The organism is Brachybacterium aquaticum (assembly GCF_014204755.1).
In the GTDB taxonomy this organism is placed as follows: domain Bacteria; phylum Actinomycetota; class Actinomycetes; order Actinomycetales; family Dermabacteraceae; genus Brachybacterium; species Brachybacterium aquaticum.
This window is the reverse complement of the sequence record NZ_JACHLZ010000001.1, coordinates 2,993,111-3,009,855: the sequence shown is the minus strand read 5'-3', so window position 1 is coordinate 3,009,855 and position 16,745 is coordinate 2,993,111. Positions and strand designations below refer to the sequence as shown.

Sequence of the window (16,745 nt, the reverse complement as noted above, 5' to 3'; positions counted from 1 at the left end):
GACCCCATGTCCTTCGATCTGGATCCCTCCGAACTCCTGAACGGTGCGCTCACGGCCGTCCTGTTCGCGCTCCCGGTCGCCTTCGTCGTCGCGGCGGCCGTGACCAGCGGACCCCGGGAGCTGTGGAACCGCTCCGGGCTCGCCCTCGGCATCGGGCTGATCGCCGGGCTGCTGCTGGCGGTCGTGCGCGCCTTCGCCGGACCGTTCCCCCTGGTCACCGCCCTCACCGGCGCCGGAATGGTGCTGGGGTTGCTGTGCGCGGCCGCCGCGGCCATCGCCGTGGTCGTGCTCGGCGAGGGACGGACCTGGACCGCGGCCCTCGGCACCGCCGCGTGCCTGCTGATCGGCATCGGCGAGCCCGGCCGGATCCTCGCCCCCATGCTCGTGCTCACCGACTCGATCCTCGTGGTGCTCGCCTCCCTCATCGTCGAGGGCATGGCGCTCGCCGCGCTCGTCGGCTTCCTCATGGCCGCGACCGGTCAGGCCCGCGCCCTCCAGACCGGGCTCGCCGTCGCCGGCGCCGTCGCCGCGCTCCTCCTCACGGCCGACGTCTCCCTCGGACTTCTCGAGCAGGCCCTCTCGCGCACCGTCGGCGACATCCCGGACCTGCCGATCCTCATCACCATCCTCATCGCCCTCGTGATCGGCGGGATCCTCGGCGGGATCCGCGAGTACCGCCGCGTGGACCGGGCGCGGAGGCCGGAGCACCTCTCGCGCTGAGGGGGCGGGCCCCGTCGGCCGAATCGCGTCGGCCGGATCCCGATTCGGACAAGGCGTTCCCCGCGCCCCGCCGAGGGGCGACGATGGCGCCTCCTTGCTCATGCAGGTCCTCGCCCAGGTCGGCTCGCGCACCACCTGCGGCGTCCCTGACGGCGTCACGCTCCCGGTCGTGCTCATCGCCCTCGTTCTCGGCAGCATCCTCGGCGGGAGCCAGGCGCGCTGCGGAGCCGGCGGGACGGAAGCGGCAGTACAGGCGGCGCCGCACCGAGCGCACCCTGATCGGGCTACGGTGGGCGCATGAGCATCTCCGGCACCCTCGACGGATCCGACCTCGTGCTGCGGCGCGTGGTCCCCGCCGCCCCCGCCCAGGTGTGGCAGCACGCCGTCGACCCGGGCCGCCTCGCCACCTGGTACGGCACCTGGACCGGTGATCCCGCGAGCGGCACGGTCGAGGTCACCATGAACGCCGAGCCCGGCGAGGCGACCCCGTCGACCTACACGATCCACGCCTGCGAGCCGGAGCGACTGCTCACGGTCAGCTCGTCGATGGGGGAGGGGTCCTGGCTGCTGTCCCTCGAGCTCGAAGGCGGGTCCGACGGGGCCGGCGGCGCGGCCGGCGAGGTCACGTACCTCGCCCTGCGCCACCACGACGTTCCCCGCGACATGCTCCAGAACGTCGGCCCCGGCTGGGAGTGGTACCTCGACCGCTTCGTCGGGTCGCTGAGCGGCGGCGACGTCCCCACCATGGAGGTGTGGGACAGCCACTACATGCCCCGCGCGGGGGAGTACGAGGCGCTGGGGAGCTGACGGGTCGGGCGCGGGCGGCCCGAGATGTGGCAGGGTTCGTCGGCCGACGGCAGCGCGCGCCTCAGAGCGCGAGCAGCCCGCGCCCGAGCGCGAGCAGTGCCCCGCCGATCGCCAGGACCATCACGATCCGCATCCCCACGTCCGGGTCGAGCTTCGGCGCGAGCCATGACCCGATCCCGATGCCGAGCGCGAGGGCGACCAGCAGCACCGCCCAGGTGGGGGCTGCGAGGGAGGGCAGCGCGCCCTTGGCGAGCAGCGACGCTGCGCCGAGCACGATGAACTGCAGCTGCGCGGTCGCGGCGAACAGGTGGTGCGGCCAGCCGGTGGCGCGCGCGTAGACCACCAGGCCCGGTCCGCCGGCGCCCGCGGTGACGTTGAGGAACCCTGAGGTGAAGCCGCCGGCCGCGGCGAGCGCGCGGGAGCGAGGCAAGGTCCGGCCCCGCAGCAGCAGCGTGAGGGCGAGCGCGACCAGGATCAGCGCCGCGACCGCGACAGCCAGCGGCGCCTCCGGCAGCCACCGCACCGCGAGCGCCCCGGGCACGATGCCGACGATCCCCATCGGGGCCAGCACCGCCGCACGCGGCCAGTCCACGTCGCGCCACATCAGCACCAGGTTCACCACCGACGAGACCACCCCGAACGCATTGGTCACGAGGATCCCCTCGAGCGGCCCGAGCGCCAGCACCAGGAACGGCGCGATCAGCAGCGCGAACCCCATCCCCGTGGTGCGCTGCGCGACTGCGCCCACCACTATCGTCAGCGCCAGGCCCAGCAGGGCCAGGAGCTCGGGGGTGGTCATCGGGTCAGGGTACGGGGTGGCCGGCAGGACTCGTCGCGGCCAGGGGAAGGCAGAAGCCCCCGCCCCGCCGCATCAGCGGCAGGACGGGGGCTACTCCTCAGGTGACGTCAGTCGGAGATCCGGGACCTCAGACCTCGTCGCCGGCGGTGATCGCCTCGACCTCCTCGGCCGCGGTGAGGTGGTGCTCCTGGCGGACGTGGGACAGGTGGCGTCGGCCGATCGCGAGGATGATCATGCTGAGCACGAGCGAGACGGCGGCCATCAGGTACGGCGCACCGGAGGTAGTCGCCTCCGCGAGCGGGCCGGCGACGGCCGGGGCGATCGCACCGCCCAGGAAGCGCACGCCGGAGTAGGCGGAGCTGGCCACGCCGCGGGGCAGGTCGGTGGCCTCCATGACGGTCTCGGTCAGTGCCGTGTTCATGACACCCAGCAGCAGGCCGCCGATGACGATGAGGGTGACGATCCCGGTCATCGAGGTGTGGAAGACGGTCAGCACGAGCATCACGACGGTGAGCAGGCCGAGGGTGGTCAGCAGCGTCGGGATGAGGCCGATCTTGCGGGTCAGGACGGGGGCGACGAACACCGAGGTGATCGCGAGCGCCAGGCCCCAGCCGAAGAAGACCCAGCCGATGCCCATGGCGCCGAACTCGATGCCGGCGGCGGCCGCGGCGTGCTCGAGCGGGAAGGGCGAGTAGGCCAGCAGGGTGAAGAAGCCGATGTTGTAGAACACGGCGGTCAGGGCCAGGGTGCGCAGGGCCGGGTTCTTCAGGGCCTTCAGTGCGGCGACCGGCGAGACCGGGGCCGGCTTCGCCTCGCGCTGGAGCAGGATCGCGATGGCGAGGAAGCCGATGCCCATGAGCACGGCGGTGCCGGCGAACGGTGCGCGCCAGGACACGGTGCCGAGCAGGCCGCCGAGCAGCGGGCCGAGGGCCATGCCGATGCCGAGCGCGGTCTCGTACAGGATGATCGCGCCGCCCGACGGGCCGGCGGTCGCCCCGACGATCGCCGCGAGAGCGGTGGAGATGAACAGGGCGTTGCCGAGGCCCCAGCCGGCGCGCAGGCCGATGATCTCGTTGACGCTGCCGGCGGTCGAGGCCAGCGCCGCGAACACGACCACGAAGGCCAGGCCGACGAGCAGGGTGCGCTTCACGCCCACCTTGCTGCCGAACCAGCTGGTGAAGAACATGGCGATCGCAGTGACGAAGAGGTAGCTGGTGAACAGCAGCATCGCCTGCGAAGGCGAGGCGTCCAGCTGCGAGCTGATCGCGGGGAGGATCGGGTCCACCAGGCCGATGCCCATGAAGGACACGGTGGCGGCGAAGGCGATCGCCCACACGGCCTTGGGCTGGTGGAAGGCGTCGCGGAGAGTCGGGATGGACGAGGCGGCGGGTGCCGCCTGGGCCGGGGCCGAGGTGGTCCCGGTGGTGGTCTCGGTGCTGCTCATACAGGACTTCTTTCCGTGGGGAGAGGACGGGTGGGGGAGCGGGCGGGCAGAGGGGTGCGGGGGTCCGTCGGCCGACGGGACCTCAGCGGTCAGGGGGATCAGCGGCCGGGGGATCAGCGGTCGTGGACCTCGAGGACCCCGGCGAGGATCTCCGAGGCCCGGGAGAGGGTCGCCAGATCCTCCTCGGGCAGGTGCTCGAGCAGGGAGCCGACGCCGACGGCGAGCTGCTCGCGCCAGATCGCCAGCTGCGCCGAGCCCTTGTCGGTGGTGCTGACCAGGACGGAGCGGGAGTCGGTGGGGTCCGGCTCCCGACGCACCAGCCCCTCCTCCTCGAGCCGCTTGATGACCGTGGTCGCCGTGGGGCGCGAGACGCGCTCGCGCTCGGCGATCTCGCTCAGCCGCAGCTTCCCGAAGCGCTCGATCGTGGCCACCACCCGCCAGGACACGGTGCCGACGCCCACCTCGGACCGTCGGGCCGCCATGCGGGCGAACAGGCTGCACACCAGCGCGAGGTGCTGGGGCAGCTCCTCGCGGGAGGGGTTGCCGGGCGCGGACTCGGTGCTGGAGGTGGCCGCGGCGTCGGGCGCCGCCGGGCGCTCGTCACCGGTCGCGGAGGGCAGAGAAGTTCTGGTCACGACGACTGATAGTAGTTCGCAATGCTAACTATGGCAAAAGGGGGCGAGGTGTGACGGTTCCTCCACAGCGCCGCTTCGTCCACATTCCCGGCCCGGGGGATGCGCCGTGTGCGCAGGGCGACTGGACTGGACGGACGCACTCGAACGCCCGTCCGATCCCGCCGTCCGTCGCACGCTTTTGCCGCACGCTTCTGCCGCACACCCCGGGAGACCGCCATGACCCTCGCCACTCCGCATCCCTCCCGCCCGACGGGCGAGGACCCGCCCCCGCCCGAGCCCCTCACCGCCGAGGAGGCCGAGGAGATGGGACAGCAGATCCAGCAGCGCGCGGCGCTCCTCGCGGCGGCGACCTGCGAGTTCCTGCTGATGCTCTCCGAGTTCGAGGCCCGCGGCGGGGTCGGCCACTACGTGGGGCTGAAGTCCACCGCGCACTGGCTCGCCTGGTCCTGTTCCATGTCCCCGGGCACCGCCCGAGAGCACGTCCGCGTCGCGCGGATCCTTCCCTCCATGCCGCTGACCGTCGCCGAGTTCCGTCGGGGGCGCCTGTCCTACTCCAAGGTCCGCGAGCTCACCCGCGTCGCGGACCGGGTCGACGAGGTGGTGCTCGTGGAGATGGCCCGTGCCATGACCGCCTCGCAGCTCGCCGCGACGATCGCCGGGTTCCGTGCGGCGGATGGCTCCCGCCTCGGCCAGGACGCCCGACGCCAGGCCCGCTGGTTCGTGCGCGACGACGGGATGGTCGAGGTCCGCGCAGTGCTCCCCGCCGAGCTCGGCGCCGAGGTCATCACCGCCCTCGAGCTCGCACTGGACCGTGACGGAAGCGCGCCGCCATCGGAGATTGAGGGTGAGCACGCCGACGCCTCGGCTTCACGCAACTCCGCCGCCGATGCACCGGCAGCCACCGCCGTCGATGACCCGCTCGCCGAGCGCCTCGCCGAGGTCACCACCGACGCCACCCTCGAGCAGCGCCGGGCCGACGCCCTCCACGACCTCGCCCGCACCTACCTCGACGCCACTCCGGACGACCGCTCCGGCGAAGACCGTCATGTCGTGATCGTGCAGGTCAGCGCCGAGGCGCTCGCGAAGAACGTTCCCGCGGGAACGCTTGCGCGCCCCGACGAGGAGCGAGACCCGTCGGCCGCAGCAGCGACCGCAGCCAGCGAGCCCGCCGACCCCTCAGACGTTCCCGCGGGAACGCCTCCGCGCAGCGGAGCGCTCGGCGCCGGACCCCTCGAACCCGCCACCGCCGAGCGTCTGGCATGCACGGGGAAGGTGTCCGTCGCGATCACCGATGCCGGCGGCGAGATCCTGCACCTGGGGCGCTCGCGCCGCCTCGCCTCCCGCGCCCAGCGCCGGGCCCTGCGCCTGCGCGATCGGACCTGCGGCTTCCCCGGCTGTCACCAGACCAAGCACCTCGACGCCCACCACCTCACGCCCTGGTCGCAGGGCGGCGCGACCGACCTGGAGGGACTCGTGCTGCTGTGCCGCCGCCACCACGTGATGGTCCACGAGGGCGGGTTGCGGGTGGTGCGCACCGTCACGCCGGGCGAGGGCGCGAGGTTCCGGGTGCTCGACTCCGACGGGATGCCCGTGCAGGCGGCATGGCCGGCGATGCTCGAGCACCTCGTGATCCGCCGCGGGACCGCCCTCGGGGGAGGACCCGACGCCCCGACCTCCGAGCTCCCGTCGGCCGACCCGGACCTCGCACATGGCGCCGGGCCCGTGGTCGACCCGGACCCCGAGCGCATCGCCGCGACCACCCGTGGGGAGGGCTTCAGCCTCGCGGCCTGCGTGGACGTGCTCTGCGAGAACGTGCTGCGGCTCGCCGCGTGAGAGCACTGAGCTCCCGTCGGCCGCACGACTCTCGCGCCAAGCCCCCCGCACACACGAGGGGCCCGACGGGCACCACGCCCGTCGGACCCCTCGATCCGGTCCTGCTCAGGTTGACCCGGCTCAGCCCTGCCGGCCGGTCAGCTCCCGCGCCTGCTTCTGCGCTGTCAGCGCGAGCTCCACGGCCTTGAAGGCGTGGGCCTGGGTCATGGCGTTCTCGGTGCGGTTCAGGACATCCAGGACCAGCTCGCCGAAGAACGGGTAGCCGACCTTGCCGTGGGCCTCGAGGCGGTGCTCGCCCGTGCCGTCCACGAGGATGACCTGGTCGGGGCCGTTGTCGGTGGTGACGTCGAGGTACTTGCGCAGCTCGATGTAGCCCTCGGTGCCGATCGCGAAGAAGCGGCCGTCGCCCCAGGTGCGCAGGCCCGAGGGGGTGAACCAGTCCACGCGTACGTAGCCGGTAGCGCCGGAGGACAGCGCGACGTGCGCGTCGCCGAAGTCGTCGAGCTCCGGGTGCTCGGGGTTGCCGAAGTTGCCGATCGCCGAGGAGAGGATCTCGGCGTCTTCCGAGCCGGTGAAGGTGAGCATCTGCTCGAAGTTGTGGGAGCCGATGTCGGTGAGGATGCCGCCGTAGCGGGCGCGCTCGAAGAACCAGTCGGGGCGGGTGGACGGATCGCCCATGCGGTGCGGGCCCTGGCCCTGGACCTGGATGACCTTGCCGATCGCGCCCTGCTCGATGAGCTGGGTGGCGAGCATGGCGGCCTCGACGTGGATCCGCTCGGAGTAATAGACCATGTACTTCCGGCCGGTGCGCTCCACGGCGGCCTTCGCCTCGGCGAGCTGCTCGAGCGTGATCAGCGGCGTCTTGTCGGTGAAGTAGTCCTTGCCGGCCTCCATCACCCGGATGCCCAGCGGTGCGCGCTCGGACGGGACTGCGGCGGCGGCGACCAGGTGCACCTCGGGATCGGCGAGGACCTCCTCCTCGCTCGAGGCGACCTGCACCTCGGGGAACCGCTCCTTGAACGCGGCGATGCGCTCCGGCTGCGGGTCGTACACCCACTTCAGCGTCGCGCCGGCGCCCAGCAGACCTTGGGTCATGCCTCCGATGTGGCCGTGGTCCAGGTGCATCGCGGCGAACACGAACTCGCCCGGGTCCACCACCGTCTTCGGCATCGCGGCGGGGGCGTAGTTGGCTCCTTCGGAGACGGCCATCGACAGTCCTTTCGGTCGAGTGTGCGGGCGGGCGCCCGGACGCAGTCCCTGCCAGTGTCGTGCATCACGACGGCCGACGGGGAGGGGTGCCGGAGGTTGCCAGGTCCGAACGGGCGCCCCGCACCACCCGCCGTCGGCCGCACCTACCGTCCCGTCGGCGTGACCTCGGACAACCCGGCCCCACGTCGCCGCCCCGTCGGGCCTACCCTGGACCCGAACGCCACATCGAGGTGCCCGCGACCAGCGCGCCCACCCCCGTCGGCCCCTCGCGGGCACGGGAAGGAGCAGCGTGATCGTGGTCCTCGCGAGCAGCCCCCTGCTCACGCTGTTCCTGGTCGTCGCGACCGGCGCCGTGCTCGGCGCGATCCCCTTCGGCCGCGTCCGCTTCGGCGCCGCCGGCGCCCTGTTCACGGGCCTGGCCCTCTCGGCGATCGCCCCGCAGCTCGGCGACGGGATGCAGATCGTGCAGTCGCTGGGCCTGGCGCTGTTCGTCTACACCGTCGGCATCTCCGCGGGTGCCGCCTTCTTCACCACCCTGAACAGGCAGCTGCCGCTGCTGGCCGCCGCGACCGGCAGCACCGTCCTCGCCGCGATCGCCACGATCGTGCTCGGCCACGTCCTCGGCCTCCAGCAGGACCTGACCCTGGGTCTGTTCACCGGCGCGCTCACCGCCGCCCCGGCGCTGGACGCCGCCTCGCGCTTGACCGGGACGGCCGGCCCGTCGGTCGGCTACGCCTTCGGCTACCCGATCGGCGTGATCGTCGGGATCGTGCTCGTCTCCACCGTCGTCACCCGCGCCTGGCCGGGCCGGAAGGACACCCCTGCGCTCGCCGGGAAGAGCCTGCGCTCGGCGACCGTGCGGGTAGACCATGCCGTGAACCTGCGCGATGTGCCCCAGTGGCACGAGCAGCGCGTGCGCTTCTCCTACCTGCGCCGCGACGGGAAGGTGCGCGTCATCGTCCCCGGCGAGGACCTGCTGGCCGGGGACGAGGTGGTCGCCGTCGGCATGCCGGAGGCGGTCGACGAGGTCATCGCCGAGCTCGGCGAGATCTCCGACCGGCACATCGCCCACGACCGCTCCCTCGTCGAGTTCACGCGCCTGACCGTCTCCAACCCCGACCTCGCCTCCCGCTCCATCGCCGAGCTGAGCCTGCCCGTCCGCTTCGGCGCCGTGGTCACCCGCGTGCGGCGCGGCGACCTCGAGCTGCTCGCCCGCGACGACCTCGTCCTGGAGCCCGGGGATCGGATCGCCGTGGTCGTGGACCGCCGGAAGCTCGAGGACGTCCACGCCTACCTCGGGGACTCCGACCGCAAGGCCAGCGAGCTCGACGCCCTCTCCGTGGGCCTCGGACTCGTGCTCGGCGTCGCCGTCGGCCTGGTCAGCGTGCCCATGCCGGGCGGCGGCAGCTTCGCCCTCGGCCCCGCCGCCGGCCCCCTCATCGTCGGCATGGCGCTCGGGGCGCTGCGCCGCACCGGCCCGATCGTGTGGTCCCTGCCGGGCGGCGCGAACGCGACCGTGCGCCAGCTCGGCCTGCTGCTCTTCCTCGCCGCACTCGGCCTCACCGCCGGGCCCGAGGTCGCGACCGTGCTGTCCTCCCCGACGGCCTGGCGGGCCGCGCTTCTCGCGGTCGTCGTCGCGGGGCTCAGCTGCGCGGTGCTGCTGATCGCGGCGCGCTGGATCCTCGACCTCTCCGCCCCGCGCTCGGCCGGCGCGGTCGCCGGCTTCCTCGGCCAGCCCGCAGTGCTGGACGCCGCGAACTCCAAGGTCGGCGACGAGCGCATCGAGACCGCCTACGCGACCCTCTTCGCCTTCTCGATCGTCGTGAAGATCGTGCTGGTCCCGGTGATCTGGAACCTCTGATCTCCCGTCAGGCCCCGGCGCCCGGCACCGCCGCCGGGCGCTCCACGGTGCTCGTGATCTCGACCCGCGCGCCCGAGGCCGCGGCCTCGAGCACACCGTTCATGACCTCCAGGACGTGCTGGCCGAGCGCGCCGCTCGCCCGCAGATCCGCCCCGCGCACCGCCATGTCCTGCAGCCCGATGCCGCGCCTGGCCTCGGCGTAGCCGCCGGTGACCGGCAGGGTCTCCCAGCCGTCGCCGCCCAGGCGGTGCAGCTGGACGTCGCCGTCGAACCGGTTGGGGTCCGGGACGGCGAGGGTGCCCGCGGTGCCGTGGATCTCGAGCGGATGGGCGCTGGTCGCGACCGCGTCGAAGCTCATCACGAGCGTGGACAGCACCCCGCTCTCGTGCACGAGCACGCCGGTGACATGGGTGTCGGTCGTGACCGGGATCGTCTCGCCCTCGCGCGGGCCCGAGCCGATCGTCCGCTCCGAGCGCAGACGGCTCGCGGCACCGACCACCGCCTCCACCGGACCCAGCAGCGTGACCAGGGCGTGGATGTAGTACGGGCCCATGTCCAGCAGCGGACCGCCGCCGGGTACGTAGTAGAAATCCGGCTGCGGATGCCAGCGCTCGTGACCCGGCGTGACCATCGTGGCCATCGCCGCGATCGGCGTGCCGATCACGCCGTCGTCGATCACGGCCCGGGCGGTCTGGGTGCCGGTGCCGAGCACCGTGTCCGGCGCGGAGCCGACCAGCACCCCGGCCTCCTCCGCCGCGGCGAGCACCCGCGCACCCTCCTCGGGGGTCACCGCGAACGGCTTCTCCGAGTACACGTTCTTGCCCGCCGCGATCGCGCGCAGGTCCACGTCCGCATGCGCGGCGGGGATCGTCAGGTTCAGGACCGTGTCCACCTCGGCATCGGCCAGCAGCTCGTCGACGGTGAGGACCCGGACGCCCTCCCGCCCCTCGGCCGCCGCTTCGGCGCGGGAACGGTCGAGGTCCGCGACCGCGACCAGCTGCGCGTCCGCGAGGCGGTCGAAGGTCTCGAGGTACTGGCGAGCGATGACCCCGCAGCCGATCATGCCCACCTTCATCGGGTCACCTCCGCGGCGGCCTTGCGAGGGGTGGTGCCGGCGTGGTCGCCGTAGGGCTGGTCGGAGCCGCGCGCGGCCCACAGCATGCCCCGCTCGATGACGGTGCGGACGTTCGGGTCCTCGAGCACCTCGACCCGGTGACCGGGGGTGGAGACGAAGATCCGGCCCTCGCCCCACTGCCTCGTCCAGATGGCGGGGGAGGTGATCTCGCGGTGCCACGGGTCCCACTCGCGGACCTTCTGGGTGGTGGTCGCGAGCACATCGCAGTAGTCGTCGGCGAGGACCCAGTACTGCTCGGTGACCAGGTCGTAGTCCTGGATCCCGGCGGTGATGGGGTGGTTCGCCGCGACCGGGAGCATGTTGACCGTGTAGGGGACGTAGTTGTCGGCCTGCTCGCCCTTTCTCTCGTCCGGGTGCTTGCCCGGATGGCAGCCGAACTGCCCGCCGATGAGGGTGAGGTAGTCGGATTCGTGGCGGTAGGAGTCGGCGATGCCGCCGTGCCAGCCGGCCATGCCGGTGCCCGCCTCGATCGCGCCGCGCAGCCCCTCGAACTCGGGCCGCTCGATCGTGGCCATGGTGGTGCACTGGACGATCAGGTCCACCGTGGCCATGTACTCGGCGTCGGCGTAGATCGCGGGGGACTCCTCGATGCGCACCGAGAAGCCGTTCTCCTCGAGGAACGGGATGAACAGGTTCGTCGCCTCGACGGGCTGGTGCCCGTCCCAGCCGCCCCGGACGACGAGGGCGGTGCGGGGGGTGGTCATCGTTGGGTCTCCGTCGCGGGGGTGGTGTGGGGGCCGACGGGGGTCCAGCGGGACTCGTCGGCGTCGCTCGCCTCGACGGCGGCGAGAATCCGCTGCACCTGGAGGGCCTCGGCGAACGAGGGGGAGGGGTCGGTGCCCTCGCCGATCGCGCGCACGAGGTCGGCGACCTCGTGGGTGAAGGTGTGCTCGTAGCCGAGGCCGTGGCCGGTGGGCCACCAGTGCGCGGCGTAGGGGTGCTCGGGCTCGGTGGCGAGCACGCGGGTGAAGCCCTGGCGGCCCGCTGGGGCGGTGGCGTCGTAGATCTCCAGCTCGTTCATGCGCTCGAAGTCGAAGGCGATCGAGCCCTTCTCGCCGTTGATCTCGACCCGGATCGCGTTCTTGCGGCCCTGGGCCATGCGGGTCGCCTCGAAGGCGCCGAGCACGCCGCCGGTGAAGCGGGCGGAGAACAGGGCCACGTCGTCGACGGTGACCGTGCCGTGCTCGCCGTCGGCCGAGCCCTTCCCTCCCAGGTTCTGCGCGGAGCCGGTGAGGGGGCGGGTGGGGATGACGGTGGCGAGCGTGCCGGAGACCGACTCGATCTCCAGGCCAGAGATCCACTGGGTCAGGTCGATGACGTGGGCGCCGATGTCGCCGAGCGCCCCGGAGCCGGCCTTGGACTTGTCCAGCCGCCAGGCCATGGGAGTGTTCGCGTCGGAGAGCCAGTCCTGCAGGTAGTCCGCGCGGATCTGACGGATCTCGCCGACGAAGCCCTCCTGGACCAGCTGGCGGGCATAGGCGAGGGCGGGGGTGCGGCGGTAGGAGTAGCCGCAGATCGAGCGGACCCCGCGCGCTGCGGCCTCTTCCGCCGCGCGGGCCATCTCCTCGGACTCCTCGACCGAGTTCGCCAGCGGCTTCTCGCACAGCACGTGCTTGCCCGCCGCGAGCGCGGCCAGCGCGATCTCGGCGTGGGTGTCGCCCGGGGTGCAGATGTCGATCACGTGGATCTCGGGATCCTCGATCACGTCCTGCCAGCGGGTGGTGGCGTTCGAGATGCCGTACTTCGTCGCGGCCTCGGCGAGCGGCCCCTCGGAGCGGCCGACGAGGGTGTGCAGCACGGGGGTGACCGGCAGGTCGAAGAAGCGCGGCGCGGTGCGCCAGGCCTGGGCGTGGATGGCGCCCATGAAGCCGTAGCCGATGATGGCGACGTTCAGGGTGGGGGTGGTGGGGGCGTCGGCCGACGGGGCGGCGGTCGTGCTCATCGGTGATCTCCTTGCGATGGTGCGGTGGATGGCTGCGATGGATGACGATGCAGATGAGAGAGGGGCGGGCGGTCACCGAGTGCGGGCGATCCACTCGCCGGGGGCGGTGAGGACCGGCTGGAGGGCGGCGCGAGCGGCGCCGTGCAGGGCAGGATCGGTCTGGTCGTCGCTGCGCTCGATCCGCACCGGTCCGGCCTCGACCGCGAGGGCGTGCGCCTCCACGGTGCCACGGATGAACGGGTCGAGCTCCGCGGCGATGGGGGCGAGGTAGCCGGACAGGACCACGGTGTCGAGGTCGAGGATGTTCAGAGCGTTGGCGAGCGCGAGGCCGAGGGAGCGCCCGATCAGTCCGATCACCGCGGCGCGGTCGCCGCTGCCGGCGAGGGCGTCGACCAGGTCCTCGATCCGCACCTCGTCGCCCAGCCCGGCCCGCTCACGCAGGGAGTGGTAGGAGACGTAGGCCTCCAGGCAGCCGCGCCGCCCGCAGCGGCACAGCGCCCCGCCGGGCTCCACGACCGTGTGCCCGAGCTCCCCGGCCCAGCCGTTCCGGCCGTCCATCAGCTCCCCGTCCAGCACGATCGCACCGCCCACGCCGGTGGAGCCTCGCAGATAGAGGAACGAATCCCCGGGCCGACGGTCGATCTCGGTGAGCACCGAGAGGCGATTGTCGTTCTGGGCGCGGACGGTGAGGTCCGCGAGCTCGGGCCGCTCCAGCAGCCGCCCCACCAGCGGCACCTCGGTCCAGTCGAGGTTCGGGGCCGAGAGGACCCGGCCGTCGTCGGGCGCGATCCGGCCCGGCACGGCGACGACCGCGCCGACCACCGGCAGGTCGCCGGCGTCGGCCCGCACCTGCCCGACCACGCGCGCGCAGGCCCGCAGGGCCTCGTCGGCCGACGAGGCGGTGACCCTCAGGTACTCGAGACGATGCGCGACGACCTCGCCGGAGAGGTCGATCCCGAGGCAGGCGACGTGGTCGGCCGCGATCTCCAGACCGATCGCGAGCAGCGTGCGGCGGGCGGGGGAGAGGGGCACCATCGGCCTGCCGGCGCCGACGGGCACGGGCGCACCCTCGGTGATCAGGCCCGCGCCGATCAGCTCCTCGACGAGCTTGGAGACCGTGGGCTTGGTCAGGCCCGTCGCCGTTGCGAGGGTCGCGCGGGAGACGGGGGAGTCGGCGGCGACCAGGGCACCGAGCAGCGCGGAGAGGTTGTGCTCGCGCAGGTGCGTGGACTGCACGCGGGCTCCTTCCGCAGGGGCCGACGGATCGCGGCGGGGTGGGTGGTGCCGAGTGGGTGGTGCCGGGTGGGTGGCACCGAGTGGGTACAGCGTGGCACACGATCGTTAGTTATAGTGACTTACTAACCCGTCAGGCGGTATCCGGCACGACGCTGTTCCCGCCACGACGCAGTTCCCGCAACGACGCAGTTCCCGCCACGACGCAGTTCCCGCCACGACGCAGTTCCCGCAATGACGCAGATCCAGAAGGAGCGCTCCTGATGACCGCACCCACCCCCACCCGTGACGACAAGTTCTCCTTCGGTCTGTGGACCACCGGCTGGGAGGCGCGCGACCAGTTCGGCCTCGCGACCCGCCCGCCGTTGCAGCTCAGTGCCCATATCCGCCGCCTCGCCGAGCTGGGCGCGTGGGGCTTCACCTTCCACGACAACGACGTGGTCCCCTTCGACGCGACCCCCGCCGAGCGCGAGACGATCCTCACCGAGCTGAAGTCCGTCACCGAGGAGACCGGCCTCGTGATCGAGATGATCACGACCGACACCTTCGCCCACCCCGTCTTCAAGGACGGTGCCCTCACCTCCAACGACCGCTCCGTGCGCCGCTACGGCCTGCGCAAGGTCCTCGCCAACGTCGACCTCGCCGCCGAGCTCGGCGCGACCACCTTCGTGATGTGGGGCGGCCGCGAGGGCGCCGAGTACGACAGCGCCAAGGACCTCCTGGCCGCACACCAGCGCTACGCCGAGGGCATCGACACCGTCGCCGCCTACATCAAGGACAAGGGCTACGACCTGCGCATCGGCCTGGAGCCCAAGCCCAACGAGCCCCGCGGCAACATCTTCCTGCCCACCGTCGGCCACGCCCTCGCCTTCATCGAGAAGCTCGAGCACGGCGACATCGTCGGCATCAACCCCGAGACCGGCCACGAGCAGATGGCGACCCTGAACTACACCCACGGTCTCGCCCAGGCGCTGTGGGCGGACAAGCTCTTCCACATCGACCTCAACGGCCAGCACGGCCCGATGTACGACCAGGACCTCGTGTTCGGCCACGGCGACCTGATCAGCGCGTTCTTCACCGTCGACCTGCTCGAGAACGGCTTCCCGTCCAAGCCCGGCGCCTACGAGGGCGCCCGCCACTTCGACTTCAAGCCCTCCCGCACCGAGCACGAGCAGGGCCAGTACGACGCGGCCGCGGCCAACATGGAGATGTACCTGATGCTCAAAGAGCGCGCGATCGCGTTCCGCGCCGACTCCGAGGTGCAGGAGGCGCTCGCGTACTCCGGCGTCCCGGACCTCGCCGAGCCCACCCTCGCCGAGGGCGAGACCGTCGATGACCTGCTCGCGGACCGCTCCGCCTTCGAGGACTTCGACGCCGACAAGGCGGGGGAGCGCAACTACGGCTTCGTGCGCCTGCAGCAGCTGGCCATGCAGCACCTGCTCGGGTTCCGCGCCTGACGCCACGCCCTTGCGGCAGACTCGTGCGCGCTCACGGTCGATCCCGGCGACGGCATCGACCGTGAGCGCGCACAGCCCGTCCGCCGCCGTCCGTCTCCGTCCGCCCCGCACCATCCCGCACCTCGGAAAAGCTCGCTGATGAGCACCTACGTCCTCGGCATCGACTCCTCCACCCAGTCCACCAAGGCGCTGCTCGTGGACGCGGGGACCGGTGAGGTCGTCGACCAGCGCCGCGCCACCCACCCCGACGGCACCGAGGTCGACCCCCGCGCCTGGCTCGCAGCGGTCGACGAGGCCGCCGGGCCCCTGCTCGCGCGGGCCGACGCCGTCGCCGTCGGCGGACAGCAGCACGGCATGGTGCTGCTGGACGGTCGCGGCGAGGTGGTGCGCGACGCGCTGTTGTGGAACGACACCCGCTCGGCGGGGGAGGCCGCCGCGCTCATCGAGGAGATGGGCGGGGCGGAGGCGAGCATCGAGGAGATCGGCAGCCTCATGGTCGCCTCCTTCACAGCCTCCAAACTGCGCTGGGTGCGTGACCACGAGCCGGAGAACGCGCAGCGCGCCGCGCAGGTGATGCTCCCGCACGACTACGTCTCCCTCCACCTCGCGGCCGACGGGACCGAGGCGTTCACCGACCGCGGCGACGCCTCCGGCACCGGCTACTACTCCACCCGCGAGGAGGCGTGGAAGCCGGAGCTCGTCGAGCTCGCCCTCGGCCGCGGCCTCGACCTGCCGCGCCTCCCGTCGGCCCCCCAGGAGGTCATGGGGTACGCCGCCGCGACCACCGGGAACGGCGGCGGCGCCGCGATCGCCGCCGGCACCGGCGACAACATGGGCGCCGCGCTCGGCCTCTCCCTCGGCCCGGGGGACGTGTCCGTCTCGATCGGCACCTCCGGCGTGTGCGCCATGGTCTCCGACACCCGCCCCGGCGACGCCTCCGGCACGGTCACCGGCTTCGCCGACGCGACCGGGCGCTTCCTGCCCATGACCACCACCATCAACGCCTCCCGCATCCTCGAGACCGGCCGGGCGCTGCTGGGCGTGGACCACGAGGAGCTCTCCCGCCTCGCCCTCGCCTCCGTCCCCGGCGCGCACGGCGTGACCCTGCTGCCCTACTTCGACGGGGAGCGCACCCCGAACCGCCCGACCGCCCGCGCGACCCTGACCGGCATGAGCACCTCCACCACCCGGGAGGACATCGCTCGCGCCCACGTCGAGGCGCTGCTCTGCTCGCTCGCCGATGGGATCGCCGCGCTCGAGGAGCGCACCGGCACCGCCGCGCAGCGCATCACCCTCATCGGCGGCGGCGCGCGCAGCCGCGCGGTCCAGGAGCTCGCGCCCGCGGTCATCGGCCGCGAGGTCACGATCGCTCCCGACGGGGAGTACGTCGCCCTCGGCGCCGCCCGTCAGGCCGCCTGGGCCCTCTCGGGGGAGGGCGAGCCCCCGACCTGGGGCATCAGCGGCTCGCGCGTGGTCGGCGCGGACCCGACGCCCGAGGTGCTGGAGGCGTACCGGGTGCTGAAGGAGCGCACTGCGGACTGGGGGTGAGGGGTGCGCCGAGGACTCTCTCGGCGCCGGCAGACGAAAGGCCCCGGGTCGAGTCGTCCGGCTGGGGTCCCAAGGCCTTCTTCCCGATCCGTCCTGACGGTGGGCTGAGTCAGGTTAGCCGG

Annotated in this window: 14 protein-coding genes; 6 read left to right on the top strand and 8 right to left on the bottom strand. The window is 72.7% G+C overall.

The genetic code is table 11. The features are described from left to right. The first annotated feature begins 6 nt into the window (after positions 1-6). Positions 7-720 carry a hypothetical protein gene (locus HNR70_RS13475; protein ID WP_184326111.1) on the top strand — a complete coding sequence of 238 codons (714 nt, stop codon included), beginning with the start codon at positions 7-9 and terminating at the stop codon, positions 718-720. A 297-nt stretch (positions 721-1,017) separates the two neighbouring features. After that, positions 1,018-1,527 (top strand): SRPBCC domain-containing protein, encoded by a 510-nt coding sequence (locus tag HNR70_RS13470; RefSeq protein WP_184326110.1) that lies wholly within the window; start codon positions 1,018-1,020, stop codon positions 1,525-1,527. Between the two features lie 61 nt (positions 1,528-1,588). Here HNR70_RS13470 and HNR70_RS13465 read toward each other — a convergent pair whose 3' ends face one another. From HNR70_RS13465 to HNR70_RS13455, 3 genes are all read right to left on the bottom strand, one after another. Then, positions 1,589-2,326, bottom strand: coding sequence for a sulfite exporter TauE/SafE family protein (locus HNR70_RS13465; RefSeq protein ID WP_184326109.1), 738 nt, complete (start codon positions 2,324-2,326; stop codon positions 1,589-1,591). Positions 2,327-2,453: 127 nt separating this feature from the next. Beyond that, the gene (locus tag HNR70_RS13460; RefSeq protein WP_184326108.1) at positions 2,454-3,770 is read right to left on the bottom strand and encodes an MFS transporter; all 1,317 of its coding nucleotides are present in this window, start codon (positions 3,768-3,770) and stop codon (positions 2,454-2,456) included. A gap of 113 nt (positions 3,771-3,883) precedes the next feature. Further along, positions 3,884-4,405, bottom strand: coding sequence for a MarR family winged helix-turn-helix transcriptional regulator (locus tag HNR70_RS13455; protein WP_312857676.1), 522 nt, complete (start codon positions 4,403-4,405; stop codon positions 3,884-3,886). 216 nt (positions 4,406-4,621) lie between these two features. Here HNR70_RS13455 and HNR70_RS13450 point away from each other — a divergent pair, with 216 nt between their 5' ends. Beyond that, positions 4,622-6,238, top strand: a complete 1,617-nt coding sequence (locus tag HNR70_RS13450) for an HNH endonuclease signature motif containing protein (RefSeq protein WP_184326107.1) — start codon at positions 4,622-4,624, stop codon at positions 6,236-6,238. A 120-nt stretch (positions 6,239-6,358) separates the two neighbouring features. Here the strand turns inward: HNR70_RS13450 and HNR70_RS13445 are convergent, their stop codons facing one another. Beyond that, positions 6,359-7,447 carry a Gfo/Idh/MocA family protein gene (locus tag HNR70_RS13445; protein WP_184326106.1) on the bottom strand — a complete coding sequence of 363 codons (1,089 nt, stop codon included), beginning with the start codon at positions 7,445-7,447 and terminating at the stop codon, positions 6,359-6,361. Between the two features lie 289 nt (positions 7,448-7,736). Between HNR70_RS13445 and HNR70_RS13440 the strand changes: the two genes are divergently transcribed. Continuing rightward, on the top strand, positions 7,737-9,308 hold the full coding sequence (locus HNR70_RS13440) for an aspartate:alanine exchanger family transporter (RefSeq protein ID WP_184326105.1): 1,572 nt from the start codon (positions 7,737-7,739) through the stop codon (positions 9,306-9,308). Between the two features lie 7 nt (positions 9,309-9,315). On the opposite strand, the gene HNR70_RS13435 is transcribed toward HNR70_RS13440, so the two are convergent. The 4 genes from HNR70_RS13435 to HNR70_RS13420 form a co-directional block, all read right to left on the bottom strand. Next, positions 9,316-10,383 (bottom strand): Gfo/Idh/MocA family protein, encoded by a 1,068-nt coding sequence (locus tag HNR70_RS13435; RefSeq protein ID WP_184326104.1) that lies wholly within the window; start codon positions 10,381-10,383, stop codon positions 9,316-9,318. Beyond that, positions 10,380-11,147, bottom strand: a complete 768-nt coding sequence (locus HNR70_RS13430; protein ID WP_184326103.1) for a ThuA domain-containing protein — start codon at positions 11,145-11,147, stop codon at positions 10,380-10,382. The genes HNR70_RS13435 and HNR70_RS13430 overlap by 4 nt, the downstream gene beginning before the upstream one ends. Further along, positions 11,144-12,385, bottom strand: coding sequence for a Gfo/Idh/MocA family protein (locus HNR70_RS13425; RefSeq protein WP_184326102.1), 1,242 nt, complete (start codon positions 12,383-12,385; stop codon positions 11,144-11,146). Before HNR70_RS13425 ends, HNR70_RS13430 begins: the two co-directional genes overlap by 4 nt. 72 nt (positions 12,386-12,457) lie before the next feature. Then, positions 12,458-13,621: an ROK family transcriptional regulator gene (locus tag HNR70_RS13420; protein ID WP_184326101.1), complete on the bottom strand. Its 1,164-nt coding sequence runs from the start codon at positions 13,619-13,621 to the stop codon at positions 12,458-12,460. A 260-nt stretch (positions 13,622-13,881) separates the two neighbouring features. Between HNR70_RS13420 and xylA the strand changes: the two genes are divergently transcribed. Together xylA and xylB are read left to right on the top strand one after the other, a co-directional pair. After that, the gene (gene xylA / locus HNR70_RS13415) at positions 13,882-15,075 is read left to right on the top strand and encodes a xylose isomerase (RefSeq protein WP_184326100.1); all 1,194 of its coding nucleotides are present in this window, start codon (positions 13,882-13,884) and stop codon (positions 15,073-15,075) included. A 138-nt stretch (positions 15,076-15,213) separates the two neighbouring features. After that, complete coding sequence (gene xylB, locus HNR70_RS13410; protein ID WP_184326099.1) at positions 15,214-16,623, top strand: xylulokinase; 1,410 nt, start codon at positions 15,214-15,216, stop codon at positions 16,621-16,623. The last annotated feature ends 122 nt before the right edge of the window (positions 16,624-16,745 follow it).